Source organism: Streptomyces sp. NPDC047028 (genome assembly GCF_040644095.1).
In the GTDB taxonomy this organism is placed as follows: domain Bacteria; phylum Actinomycetota; class Actinomycetes; order Streptomycetales; family Streptomycetaceae; genus Streptomyces.
The window spans coordinates 171990-185289 of the sequence record NZ_JBEYVS010000002.1; the positions used below are offsets into that span (position 1 = coordinate 171990).

7 protein-coding genes are annotated in these 13300 nt (G+C 74.1%); 4 read left to right on the plus strand and 3 right to left on the minus strand.

Going from position 1 to position 13300, the window contains the following annotated elements; genetic code table 11:
- Positions 1–3: 3 nt before the first annotated feature.
- Both ABZ854_RS02905 and ABZ854_RS02910 read right to left on the minus strand, forming a co-directional pair.
- Positions 4–4656 (minus strand): amino acid adenylation domain-containing protein, encoded by a 4653-nt coding sequence (locus ABZ854_RS02905; protein ID WP_361203202.1) that lies wholly within the window; start codon positions 4654–4656, stop codon positions 4–6.
- 353 nt (positions 4657–5009) lie between these two features.
- Entirely contained in the window at positions 5010–6425 is a 1416-nt protein-coding gene (locus ABZ854_RS02910; protein ID WP_361203205.1) for a hypothetical protein, read from the minus strand.
- A 567-nt stretch (positions 6426–6992) separates the two neighbouring features.
- On the opposite strand from ABZ854_RS02910, the gene ABZ854_RS02915 reads away from it, so the two are divergent.
- From ABZ854_RS02915 to ABZ854_RS02930, 4 genes are all read left to right on the plus strand, one after another.
- Positions 6993–8093 carry an ABC transporter ATP-binding protein gene (locus ABZ854_RS02915; RefSeq protein WP_361203208.1) on the plus strand — a complete coding sequence of 367 codons (1101 nt, stop codon included), beginning with the start codon at positions 6993–6995 and terminating at the stop codon, positions 8091–8093.
- Positions 8090–8860: an ABC transporter permease gene (locus tag ABZ854_RS02920; protein WP_361203211.1), complete on the plus strand. Its 771-nt coding sequence runs from the start codon at positions 8090–8092 to the stop codon at positions 8858–8860. The genes ABZ854_RS02915 and ABZ854_RS02920 overlap by 4 nt, the downstream gene beginning before the upstream one ends.
- Positions 8847–9635 (plus strand): ABC transporter permease, encoded by a 789-nt coding sequence (locus ABZ854_RS02925; RefSeq protein ID WP_361203214.1) that lies wholly within the window; start codon positions 8847–8849, stop codon positions 9633–9635. The genes ABZ854_RS02920 and ABZ854_RS02925 overlap by 14 nt, the downstream gene beginning before the upstream one ends.
- 126 nt (positions 9636–9761) lie before the next feature.
- Positions 9762–10730 carry a cupin domain-containing protein gene (locus tag ABZ854_RS02930; RefSeq protein ID WP_361203217.1) on the plus strand — a complete coding sequence of 323 codons (969 nt, stop codon included), beginning with the start codon at positions 9762–9764 and terminating at the stop codon, positions 10728–10730.
- On the opposite strand, the gene ABZ854_RS02935 is transcribed toward ABZ854_RS02930, so the two are convergent.
- Entirely contained in the window at positions 10700–13294 is a 2595-nt protein-coding gene (locus tag ABZ854_RS02935) for an AAA family ATPase (protein WP_361203220.1), read from the minus strand. The two genes, ABZ854_RS02930 and ABZ854_RS02935, sit on opposite strands and share 31 nt — an antisense overlap.
- Between the last annotated feature and the right edge of the window lie 6 nt (positions 13295–13300).

Below are 13300 nucleotides of genomic sequence, written 5' to 3' on the forward strand. Positions count from 1 at the left end.
CCCTCACCTGCTCGTGGACGGGTGCGATGACGCCGGCGCTCGCAGGTGGCGGGCGAACGTGTCGCCGAGGGCCTGCACGGTGTGCCGGTGATGGAGGTTGCGGCTGTACTGGAGTTCGGTCACGAGCCGTCCGGAGCGGACGTACACGCGGATCTGCAGCACGGACCCGCGCTCCTCGCGCGGACTGAAACGGCCTGTGACGGCCTCGGGGGCAGGCTGCCACCCACCTGTCCCGTCCTCGGCGACGTCGTTCGGACCGAGGTAGTTGAAGCTGATGTCCGGGCGGGGCAGGGCGCTCATGCGCTGCCGCTCGGCGTCGGTGCCGAGGCGCCGCAGCATGCCGTAGCCGTATCCGTGGTGCGGCACGGCGCCGAGCAGTTCGCCGACGGAGTGCAGCAGCGCGGTGCGCGAGGTGTCGCCGGGCCGCAGCACGAGGGGGTAGTCGATGGAGAGCCACCCGATCGTGCCGTGCAGGGCCGTACCGGGGCGCAGGCCGTGCCGGCCGTGGTGGAGGACCCGCACCGACAGCGCGGGCAGCCCGCACCATTCGTGGTACGCGGCGGCGAACGCGGTCAGCAGCAGCTGCTGCGTCGTGACGCCGTCCTGCGGGCCGGGACGGAGCAGCGTGCGCGTGTGCTCGCCACCGAGTACGTGCTCGACGGTGTCCGCCGCACCGGCGAGGTTCGCACCGCTCGCGCGGTCGACGGGCAGCGGGGGCACCCCGGCGAGGTCCAGCGCCTCCCAGAACCCGGTCCCGCCGGTCAGCGCGGGGTCCGTCGCGGCCGCCGCCACCTCGTGCGCCCAGGAGGCGAACGTCAGCGACGGATGTGCCGGCGCCGGTTTCTCGGGAAGGCCGGCTCGGAGCCGTTCGTAGGCGTCGGTGAGTTCGTCCAGGAGGAGCCGGAAGGACCAGGCGTCCATCACCAGGTGGTGGGCCACCACCAGGACCCTGGGCGGCGCGGGATGCGGCAGCCGTATGACCACGACCTTGACCAGCGGTCCGTCGTCGAGACGCAGCGTGCGCTGGTGCCGGCGCACCTCGGCGCGCATGGCGTCCTCGGTGCCCCGCGGCGGGCGGGAGAGGTCGGCGGTCACCAGGGTGACCCGCGGCCGGTCCGTCACGGTCTGCCGCCGGCGGCGGTCCTGCCGGGCGAAGGACAGCCGTAGGGCGTCGTGACGCTCGGCGACGGTCCGCAGGGCCGCGTCGAGGAGGCCTGTGTCGAGATCACCGGCGACGTAGAGCCCGGCCAGGTTCGCCCAGTTGTGGTCCGGACGGTGCCGGGCGAAGAAGTCGTGCTGCATGGGGAGCAGGGGGACGCTGCCGCCGGGCGCCGGGGCCGCCGGGGCCGTGTATGCCGGCGGCCCCGTGGTGACGGTGCGCGCGGCGATGCAGGCGAGGGTGTCGCCCCGGAGCAGTGCGGAGGCGGGCAACTCCAGGCCCTCGGCCCTGGCCCGGGCGACCACCCGGATCGCGGAGAGGGAGTTTCCGCCCAGCTCGTGGAAGGTGGAGCCGGCGGCGACGCGGGTGGTGCCCAGCACCTCCTGCCAAATACGGGCCAGGGCGGTGCCGGTGGTGTCGGCGTCGTGCGGTCGGCCGGTGTCGCCCGGGGCCGTGTCGTCGGCGGGGGTCTGCGCAGTCGGGGCGGGCAGGGCGCGCCTGTCGGTCTTGCCGTTCGGTGTCGTCGGCAGCGCGTCCATGACCGTGAACGAGGCCGGCACCATGACGGCGGGCAGGACCTGCCGCGCGTGACTGCGTATGCCGGGGACCGGGTCGTCGTCGGCCCCGTCGGCCCCGTCGGCCCCGTCGGCCCCGTCGGCCCCGCGGGCGTCGCGGGCGGGTACGACGAACGCGGCGAGCCGGGCCTCGCCGGTGGCGTCGCGGACTGTGGTCACGGCGGCGGCGCGGACGCCCGGGTGGGCGAGCAGGGCGGCTTCGATCTCGGCCGGCTCGACGCGGTGCCCCCGCACCTTGACCTGGTCGTCGAGCCGTCCGTGGAAGCGAAAGGCGCCGTCGGGCCGGAGCGAGACGAGGTCTCCGGTGCGGTACAGGCGCAGGCCGGGGAGTTCGGGGACCCAGCCGGTGACGAAGCGTTCGGCCGTCAGCTCCGGGCGCCGCCAGTAGCCCAGGGCCAGTTGGGCGCCCGCCAGGCACAGTTCACCGCGCACTCCCGGGGGTACCAGCCGGCCCCTGTCGTCCACGACGTACGCCGAGGAGTTCGCCACCGGGGGCCCGATGAGCGAGGCGTCGTCGACGCCCTCGATGCGGCGGGCATTGGACCAGACGGTCGCCTCGGTCGGCCCGTAGGCGTTGTAGATCTCGCAGCCGAAGGCCTCGCGCAGGCTTCGTACGGTGTCGGCGGGCACCGGTTCACCGCCGATGAGCAGGTGCCTCAGGCCGCGCAGACGCCTTCGCCACGCGGGATCGGCGGCCAGGGCGGTGGCCAGCGTCGGTGTGCACTGCAGGTGGGTGACGTCGCGCCCGGACAGTTCCTCGTCGACCGCCGCGGGATCATGGGGTGAGCCGAGCTGCACCTGGGCGCCGGCGGACAAGGGCCAGAACAGTTCCAGGAGGGCGATGTCGAACGAGACGCTGGTGACGGAGTGGAAGGCGTCGCCGGGCCCGCATCCGATCAGGCGATCGAAGGCCTGCACGACGTTGACGGCGGCACGGTGGGGTACGACGACCCCTTTGGGCTGTCCTGTCGATCCGGACGTGTAGATCAGGTAGGCCGGGTCCTCAGGGCCCGCCGGCACGTGCTCGGACACGGGTGCCTGCGACGGCGCAAGCGCGGCAAGTGCCTCGACGGGCTCGAGCACCGCGACGCCGACGCCGAGTTCGTCCAGCCAGTCCAGCCGGGCCGCTGACCCGGGGTCGGTCAGGACGACAAGGGGCCGGCAGTCCGAGACCATGAACCGCAGTCGTGGCACCGGGTAGCTCAGGTCCAGCGGGACGTAGGCCGCGCCCGACGCGAGCACCCCCAGCAGAGCCGCCACGAGTTCGGGTGAGCGTCCCATGGCGACCCCGACCACGTGGCCGCGGCCGACCCCGTGCGCCGCGAGTCGCGCGGCCACCGCGTCGGCGGCCGCGTCCAGCGTCTGGTACGACACCGTACGGCCGTCCCCCACGATCGCGACCGCGTCACCGGCCGCCTGTGCGCGGCGGCGTACCAGATCGTGCAGCCCGACCGCGTCGATCGCCATGACGGGGCCCTTGACCGCGTCGACGACGTCCCGGTCGTCGGCACCGAGCAACGGCAGGTCTCCCACCCGGCCGTCCACAGCCGTCACCGCTCCACAGGCCAGGGCGTCGACGGCGGCGATGACGCGGCGGGCGTCGTCGGGGCCGACCGTGCGGCCGTCGCGTTCGAGTTGGCCGGCGATGTGCGGCTCGGTGCGTTCCACGGCCACGGTGAGGTCGAACTCGGCGGGGCGGGGCGGCCCGGGGATGCGGCGCGCCACGACGCCCGGGAGGTCCAGGGCGTGGTGCGGGATGTTCTGGAAGGCGAACAGCACGCTGAACAGGGCCGTGTTCGTCCGCTCGCGCGGGGATCCGGAGGCCGCGAGCACCCGGTCGCCCTCCAGCGGGAGGTGCGCCAACGCGTCGAAGTGCGCGCTCTCGGCGGTCTCGACCAGAGACCGGAACGACATGTCGTCCCGCACGTCCACGGCGAGGGCGCTGGTGTCGAGGAACAGTCCGACGGTCCGTTCCTCCTCCTCGGTCCGGTTCGAGGTGGGGTAGCCGAGGACGATGCGCGGCCTGCCGTGCAGCCGGGAGAGGGCCAGCGCCACCAGCGCGGCGGTCACCACGAACCGGGTGGTGTCGAGCAGGGTCGCCAGCCGGGTCACCGCCTCGGTCGCGGCGTCGCCGAGCGCGAACGGCTCGGCGGCCAAGCGCGCGGGCCGGCCGGTGGGGCCGGACACGACGTCATGCCGGTCGAAGACGAAGGGCGCGTCCGGAGCAGTGGTCAGCAGGACGTCCGACCAGTACGCGGTGTTGCGCCGGCGGGCGGCCGGGCCGAGACGTCGCGCCTCGGCTTCGACGTGCGACCGGTAGGAGGTGCGGGAGGTGACGAGGGCCGACTCCGCGTGCCGGAGCGCGGGCGCGCCGGATCGTGCCGAGCGGTAGGCGGCGGAGAGGTCCTCCAGCAGCAGGGCGACGGACCAGCCGTCGAACACCAGGTGGTGTACGAGGACCAGTACGACGGTCGTGTCCGCGTCTTCCCGCAGGACGTGCACCCGCAGCAGGGGCGGCCGCCGGAGGTCGAACGGCTGCTCCGCCATGCGGCGCTGCCAGTCGGCGGTGAACGCCTCGCTCCCGGAGCCGGTGGCGGTCTTCGCGTACGACGGGCGGGTGTCCACCGTGAACGGGCAGCCCATCGGGCGCCGGACCTCCTGGACGGGCCCTTCGTCGGTGAGCCGGAAACCGGTGCGCAGCGCCTCGTGCCGGGCGATCACCTCGTCGAAGGCGGCCCGCAGCGCGCTCAAATCCAGGGGGCCCGTGAGCCGGTGGGCCACGGAGAGGGTGTAGGCGCCCGGGTCCTCGTGTGTCTGGGTGTGGAGCCAGATGGTGCGCTGTTCCACGGACAGCGGGAACGGGCGGGGCCTCGTCGCCGGGTACGGCTCGCGCGGGTCCGCGACCACGGGGACTTCGGTCATCACCTGCTCCTTGCTGTGTGTGCGGGATGGGGACTGCCGTGACACCACGGCCTCGGACGGGGGACCCCGACGGGTGCGGGGGGCGGCCGAAGCCGCCACCCGCACCCGTCAGGTGCGCAGGGTCAGATGACCTCGTGCATGAAGAGGGAGCCGGTGACGGTCTCCAGGCCCTCGACGGTGGCCAGAACCTCGTCGATGATGTGCGCCATGGTGTTTCTCCTTCGGTGAGGGGAACCGTGTGGTTCCGTCGGGCGGACGGGTCGTCCCGTCCGCCGTGATCCGTCCGGTGCCGACGCGGTCGGCGAACGGATCCTCCGGGCGGCTGCCCGGAAGTCTGTGGGGTGGGGCGGGGCTCAGCGCACCGCGAACCCGGGCACCCGGGACCGGTCGCCGGTGAGGCGGACGTCGAGCGCGCAACGGCCGTCGGCCACCAGCCGGGCCAGTTCGGGTGAGGACGTGAGGGCCGCCGCCTGCACGCGCCGGACGAGCTCCTCGGCCGCTTGGGGCAGCAGTGCCGGGGAGAAGCCCACGGCCGCCAGCAGGACCAGCCGCTGCGCGCCGCCGTCCGTCCCCGGCTCCAGCGTGCAGGAGGCAAGCGGGGCGGCTCCCGGGCTCTGGCTGAAGGCGGGGATCCGGCTGGCGAGGGGCACGCGAGCGATCTCGGGGATCCGTTCCAGCGCCTCCCGCAGCGGGTAGGCCCGACAGGCCGGCAGCGGATCACCGCCGCTTTCCACCATCGGGGTGCGGGCCGTGCGACCGACGAGGGTCACCGATATCTCACCGGGTTCGCAGGGGGATTCGCGTCGCTCGACGAGATCCCCGGTCTCGTAGCGGACGAAGGGCTGGCACTGGGAGAAAGGGTGCAGCTCGGTCAGGACGAGCCGGCCCACGCCGCTGCGGACCGGGGTGTCGTCGGTGAGGGACAGCACCTCCGGGACGACGTGCGCGTCGAAGTGGAACAGGTCGCACGTGCCGCAGAGCGTCGCTCCGCCGATCACCTCCGACATGCTGTAGCGGTGCACGACCTGACCGGAGGGGGCCAGGGCGGACCGGATCGCCCTGCTCTGGGCACGCGAGAGGTAGTCCGCCACGCTGGTCACCCGCTGCACCCGGTCCGGTTCCAGCGGGCCGCCGTCCGCGACGGCGGCGGCCAGCAGCATCAGGTCGTCGGGCGGCCCGCTCACCTCGTAGGCGCAGGTGTCGAGGTCGGGGAAGAGGCGGGGGAAGCGCAACAGGGCGACGGACCGGGCGACTTCGGATGCGGTGAGGACGCTGAGCGACATGCGCCGCTGGGTGCCGTCCGCGGCGCCCAGGGTTCCTCCGTGGTGCCGTGCGGTCAGGGTGGTGAAGTGGACCACGGGCCGGGCCGGTCGACCGGTCAGCTCCTGCGCCCTCGCGCTCAGCCCGGTGCGGAACTCGCCGAAGGCGGCGATCTCCCGGGCGCTGCGGTATCTCCTGACCGGAGTGCCGGTCGTGGTGCCCGTGCTGTGGATGAGGACGTCGGGGGAGCTGTCCGGGTGGAGCATCTCCTCGGTGTGGTGCGCCAGGTCGGCGCGGGTGAGGACGGGCAGGCCGACCAGTCCGGCGACGGTCACCGGCTGTTCCGTACGGCCGGGCCAGCGGTCCCGGTAGAAGGGGACGCGGGCGGCGTGTTCGATGGTGCGGGGCAGCAGCTTGTCGCGCAGGGCCGTCTTGCGGCCGTGGGCCGGGGCCTCCCGGCCGACCCCGCCGGCCGCGGCTTCGTCCGCGGTGCTCGTGGGTGCGTTCATGTTCGTGGCTTCCCTGCCTTTCACGGGGTGGTGCCAGACCCGCCCGGCGGTGTGCCGTGCGGACACACAGGGAGGGCGGACTGGTTGTGAGCCGCGTGCCGGCACCACCTGTGATGCGCTGTCCGGTGACCGGAAGGAGCGGGTGTTCCGTCGTTCCGGTGGACCGTGCGGCGATGACCACAAGACTGCTCGGCCGCGCCGGCCGTGCGCATCTGTCGGTCGACCGGTCACACCGGTGCGGAACGCCCGCAGCAGCGGCGGCCCTTGCCCCAGGCGGATCGTGAGGCGTCGACAGGTCGGAGCGACCCGCGGCGGGGACCTGTTGTCATCGACAGGGACATCCGTCAAGGCGTGGTCGGAGGGCTTCCCCGCCTCGGCTCGGGCCGCCGTAGGAAGACGTTCCGACGGCGTCGACGGTGACGGCCGGCAGCCGTGGGGCGCGGGTCGGGACCGCGTCCGGCCCGACGCGGCCGGTCGTCCGACGGATGCCCGGGCGGGGCGCGGTTCGCATAGTGGGCAGGGGCTGTCAGCCGCCCCCCCTCCTCCGCTGACTCGAAGAGGTCCACTGTGGAACCACCGAACCGGCAGACGACCCTGCCGCCCGACGACCGGCGGGACACCGGTGCCCGCACCGCGTCCGCGACCGGTGCCCGGCGTTCACCGGACGGGCCGCCGTCATCGAGCACGGGGAGCGGGACGTCCGCCCCCGAGGTGCTCGGTGTCACCGACGTCACGCGCTCCTTCCGCACCCGTGGCAGAACGGTGGACGCGCTCAACGGCGTGAGCCTTTCCGTGGCCGCGGGAGAGCTGGTGGGCCTCCTCGGCCTGAACGGCGCCGGAAAGACGACGCTGTTGAAGATCGTGTCCACGCTGCTGCTGCCGACCTCCGGAAGCGTGCGGGTCTGCGGTCACGACGTGGTCCGCGAGCCCCGGGCGGCCCGCCGACGCCTGTCCGTCGTACTCGGCGGCGACCGCGGGCTCTACCTGCGTCTGTCGGCCCGGGACAACCTGGAGTTCTTCGCGATGCTCACCGGGCTGCACCGGCGGGAACTGGCCCGGCGCGCGGAGCAGGCACTGGAGTTCGTGCACCTCGCGCATGTCGCCAAGACCCCCGTGGAGACGTTCTCCCGCGGCATGCGCCAGCGCCTGCACCTGGCCATCGGGATGGTCACGCGTCCGGATCTGCTGCTGCTCGACGAGCCGACCGTGGGGCTGGACCCCGTCGAGGCCCAGAACGTCAGGGCGGCCGTGGCCGCCATGCGTGCCGAAGGCACCGCGATCGTCCTGACCAGCCACTATCTGCACGACATCGAGCAGTTGGCGGAGCGGGTGGTGGTGCTGCACCAGGGCTGCGTCCTGCACGACCTGCCCCTGCCCCGGCTGCTGGAACGGGCCAGGACCGCGGCCGTCGTGACCATCGGCGGCCGGGGTACGGCGCCGCGACGGCCCGCGGACTCCATGGACGGCCTCATCCGGGTGGAACGGCTGGAGCAGCACGACACCCGGTGGACGATGGTGCTCCAGCTGGCGTCCTGGACGCCCTCCTCACTGCGCGAACTCGCCGATGCCTGGCCCGACCAGCAGATCCTGGATGTCAGGGTCGCCCCTTCCGGCCTGGAGCAGGTCTTCTTCGACCTTGCGGACGGCACTCGGGCGGGGGCGTCGTGACCGTCCTGCGAGGCGCGGCGCCGATCCTGGCAGCCGCCCGTCTGCAACTGCGCGGTACCGCCTGGCTGTCGATACTGATCGGCGCCGCGGTCCAGCCGGCCACGTACGTCACCATCACCCTGGCCGCCCACGGCACGTCCGTGCTCGACCGCCCCACGATCGTCCTCGGCAGCGGGCTGCTCAGCGCCTGGACGGTCACGCTGTGGCAGGCCGGCATGGTCCTGCGGCGCGAGTTCTGGGCGGGCACGCTGCCCGCCATCTGCTCCCGGTCCGCCGGCCTCGGGCCGGTCCTGGTGGGGAAGACGCTCGCCGCCGTCGGCCTGTCCGTCACCCTGACCGCCACGTCCGTCGCGGTCGTGGCCGCCGTCGAGGGCCGGCCACTGGTCATCGCCCGTCCCGGCGTCTTCTGCCTCGCCCTCGTGGCCGGGTTCGCGGCCACGCTGCCGCTGGGCCTGCTGGTCTCCTGTCTCTTCCTGCTCACCAGGTCGGCGATCCGGGTCGCCGAGACCCTGCTGTACCCGGTCTTCATCCTGGGCGGCCTGCTGATCCCGCCGGACCGGCTGCCCGCGTGGCTGCGTCCGGTGTCGGGCGTGCTCAGCCTGCACTGGGCCCAGCAGCTGCTGACGGGCGCCGCGGCGGGCTCGGTGCCCGCAGGCGGCTGGGCCGGTCTGGCGGTCACGGGAGCCGTGTACACCGTGGCGGCTCGCGTCGCCTTCCGGCGGGTGCTGCGCCGGGCCCGTGAGGAGGGCACCCTTGAGATCTTCTGACGTGATGTTCGCGCTGGGCCGCACGGTTCGTGTCGGCATCCGGGAGTACCTGGTCGAGCAGCCCCCCAGGGTGCTGGCCGGCGCCGTCGCGCCTCGCGCGGTCCTCCAGGTGGTCTTCCTGACCGTGCTGGGCGAAGCCGTGGCCGGTCCCGGCGGTGCCCTCGCAGCGGGCCTCGGGGCCTGTGCCTTCGCCATCGTCACGGCCACAGTGGTCAAGGCCCCGGACGTGCTGATCAACGAACGGCACCAGGGAACCCTGCACCGGCTGCGGCTGACGGAGCTCCCGCTGTCGGGGCTGGTCGTCGCGCGGTGGGTGGTCTACGGGATCGAGGGGTTCGTCTCGGCGGTGCTGGCCGTTCCGCTGGTGGCCCTGATCACCGGCGACGGGCGGGTCCTGCGCGCACTGCCCGCCCTGCTGCCCCTGTTCGCGGTGGTCGTGGTGACGACGAGCGGTTACGGACTGGCGGTCGCCGTCCTCGCGCTGGGCAGGCGGGCCGACGTCTTCCTCGCCAACATGGCCTCCTATCTGGTGCTCGCCCTCAGCGGTGTGCTCGTCCCGTTGGCGCCGGGGACCCTGCGGGCCCACCTGGGCGCGCTGCTGCCGCTCTCCCACGGCGCCGCCGCGCTGCGCCGCGTCGTCGAGTCGGGCCGGCCCGCCGGGCCCGACGTCCTCGCGGAGCTGCTGGTGGGACTCGCGTGGTGGACGCTGGCCCTCGCCGGGATGCGGATCCAGGCCGTTCGGTCCCGCCGCCTCGGCAGCGACTTCCGCTTCTGACGCCCACCCCCGGGCGCGTGCGACACCTGTGCGCCCCGCCCTGCCCGGCGCGTTCACCACCCGTGCGCCCCGCCATGGCACCGGAACCGGTTCACCCCTGATCAGGAACACTCGAGGAGACGACCCATGTCTGTACACACTCTGTCCGACCTGGTCGGCGACACCGCCGCGTTCCAGCGGACCCACTGGCGGCGCGCGCCCGCGGTGTTCCGGCCCGCGACGGCGCCGCGGCCGCCCATGACCCTCGCCGACCTCGACGCCGTGCTCTCCTTCGGCGCGCTGCGGTCGTCGTACGTGGAGCTGGCCCGCGCCGACAAGATCATCCCGCCGGAGGCCTACTGCGGTCCGCGCACGGTGAACCAGCGCGTTCACGACGGATTCGCGGACGGCGGCAAGATCCGGGACCTGGTACGGGACGGCGGCACGCTGCTGCTGCGCTGCGTCGACCAGTGGCACGCCCCGACGGCCGCGCTCACCGGCGCCCTGGCGAAGGAGCTGGGCCGCAAGGTGGAGGCGTTCTTCTTCGTCACGCCGCCCGGCCGCCAGGGCCTGCGCATCCACCGGGACGACGCCGACGTCTTCGTCCTGCAGCTCAACGGGAGCAAGAGCTGGCACGTCCACGCCGGACCGGCCGACGGCGACTGGGCGCCCGGGCCGATCCGGCAGGACGGTGGCCCGGCACTGCTGACCACCGATCTCCACGCCGGCGAGGTCCTCTACATCCCCCGGGGGTACGCGCACCACGCCACCGGAAGCCAGGGCCTGTCCGCCCATCTGTCGCTCACCGTCCGGGAAGTGGGCGGAGTCCACCTCTACAAGGCCCTCCAGCAGGCCCTGCTGGAGGGCCACCGCATCACGCCCCGGCCGGCCGACGACGCAGCGCTCCTCGACGAGGCGTCCATCATGCTCACGCACCTGAAGGACCGGCTGACCACGCTCTCCCCGCACGACCTCCTCTCCCGCGCGCGGGCGTCCCTGCTCGCCGACGTGACCGGGCACACCAGTCCCGGGCTGGACGACCTCGCGCGATCCCTGGAGTCGGCGGCGGACACGGCCGCCCCGGATCAGGAGAAGGGCATCAGCTCGTGCAATTGATGACGCGAGGTGATGCCCAGCTTGGGAAACACCTTGTGCAGGTGGTAACTGACGGTGCGCTGGCTGAGATAGAGCTGGGCCGCGATCTCGCTGTTGCGCATCCCGCGGGCCGCGTACGTCGCGATCTGCAGCTCCTGCGGCGTCAGCGCGCAGGCGGGGCGGGCCGGTCCGTCCGGCTCCACGGACTGCTTGCGCACGCCCGCGGCACGCAGCTCGCCGCGGGCCTGCGCCGCCCAGGGGACGGCGCCCAGCGACTCCAACCGGTCCACGGCGAGCCGCAGTTGGTCGCGCGCGTCGATCACCCGGCGCTGCCGGCGCAGCCAGTTGCCGTACAGCAGCCGCACGCGCCCCTGGGCGAAGGGCGCCGGCGCCGCGCTCGCCAGTGCCTTCTCGAACGCAGGCTGGGCGCCGTCACCGGCGAGCAGGGCCGCGGCCCGGTCCAGCCCCGCGACGTGCGGATAACCGCCCCCGCCCCGCGCGTCCACCGCCGCCTCGAACCGCGCCAGCCACCCGCGGGCCTCGTGCTCCCGGCCGGTGCGCAGCGCCACCTCGATCAGATCGGGATAGACCAGCAGCGCGACGGAGCCGTGCGCGGCGGGCGAACCCGCGGTGACGACGTCCTGGAAGTGGTGGAACGCGTCCTGGCTCCGCGACTCCGCCAGTGCCGCGAGGCCGCGGGCCCACTGGGTGACGGCGCGCGTCGAGGTGCGGGCATCACCGCCGGCGAGGGCGGCCGTCGCGTGGTCGCGGTGCGCCGCGAGGTCGCCGCGCACGGCGGCGAGCCACGCCAGCAGGGCGTGGAAGGCCCCGGCCGGCCCGGACCTCCCCGTGCGCTCGCACTCGGTGAGCCCCCGCTCGCCGTGTGCGCGGGCCTGGGACCACGCACCCGTCAGCAGTTCCCCGGCCGACAGTTCGTACAGGGCTCCCGGCAGCGCGGCCACAGCGCCGGCACCCTGCAGCAGCTCCACGTGGCGTCGCAGGTACGGGACGTCCGGGGCGGTGAGACCCGGCAGATGAGGCCGGGGCCCGGGCAGCCAGCACCAGGGCACGGGGGCGTCGTCCGCTGGTGGCGCCGGCGTCGCGAGGAGCGGTCGTACGGGATCCCCGGCGCGGCCGTCGGTCCATGAGGACCGGGCGGCGAGCGCCGCGAGCCGGTGACGGAGCCAGGGGTCCGCGTCGTCCGGCGCGGCGGGGAACGAGGCCGCCGCAGGCCCGGCACCGGACGCCGCCTCCGCGCCCTGGCACACCAGTGCGCGCACGTAGTCGAGCCGGACCTGGTCGGCAGTGGTCTCGGCGAGGGCATCTGCTTCTTCGAGGAGCGCGGCGGCCCGCGTGGTGTCCGCGGCGGCCCAGGACGAGGCCGCGGCGTCGATCAGGCACCGCAGGCGCAGCGCCGGGCACGCGGCGAGTTCGGCCGCCCGGCCCAGCAGCTCGGCCGCGGCCGCGGCTCCCGGGGCGGCGTTGCGGGCCAGCTCGGCCACGGCCTCGGCGACCGCGTCATCGGTGCCCAATGTGGCCTCCGCGAGGTGCAGGACCCGACCGGTGCTGCCGGGTCCGGCGGCCCGGGCGAGGCTGAGGTGGGCGGCCCGGCGTTCACTCACCGTGGCGCTCTGGTAGACGGCCGAACGGACCAGGGGATGACGGAACCGCACCTGGTGCCGGTCGAGTTGGAGGATGCCCTCGGCCGCGGCCGTCCCGAGCGCGGCGGTCCCGGCGTCCTGGTCCTCGCACGCGCCGAGAACGGCGCAGAGGTCTCCGTCGTGGGAGGCCGCCGCGAGCAGCAGGCAGCCGCCGGGATCCGCCGTGTCCGTGCGGAAGACGTGCCGCAGGCGCTCGGTCAGCGGAAGCAGCCGCGGCAGCGCTACCGAGCCGTCCATGTGCCCCGCGCTCAATGCGCCGGGCAGCTCCACGAGGGCCAGCGGACTGCCCTGGGCCTCGGACAGCAGCCGGGCCCGCACGTCTTCGGCGGCCGTGGGAGCCGAGATCGCGAGCAGGGCCCGGGCGGCCTCGGCGTCCAGTGGCCCCACGCGCATCTCACCGATGTGGGGAGCGGGAAACGGCGGCGTCGTGTCGCGGGCGGTGAAGAGCAGCCCCACGCCCTGCACGTCGGCCAGCCGACGCGCCGCGAAGGTCAGCGTCCGCGCCGACGCGGGGGCGAGCCGGTGGGCGTCCTCCACGACGAGCAACAGGGGAGTGCGGGCGGCCGCGGTGGCCAACAGCGTGGAGGTACCCAGTGCCACGAGGAAGCGGTCCGGGTCGCCGCGGTCGTGGCCGAGGGCCGAGCGCAGGGCCGCCGCCTGCGGTTCGGGCAGTTCCGCGAGATCGGCCAGCAGAGGACTCAGCACCTGGTGGAGCGCGGCGAACGGAAGGTCGCTCTCCTCCTCGACGCCGGCGGCCCGCAGCACCCTGACACCCTCACCGCTCTCGCGCAGGACGGTGTCGAGCAACGCGGTCTTGCCGATGCCGGCCGGACCGCGCAGCACGAGCGCACCGCTGCGCCCGGCCCGCACCCCGGACACGAGGCGCGCGAGTTCCTCACGTTCATGCTCACGACCGACCACCATGGAGGA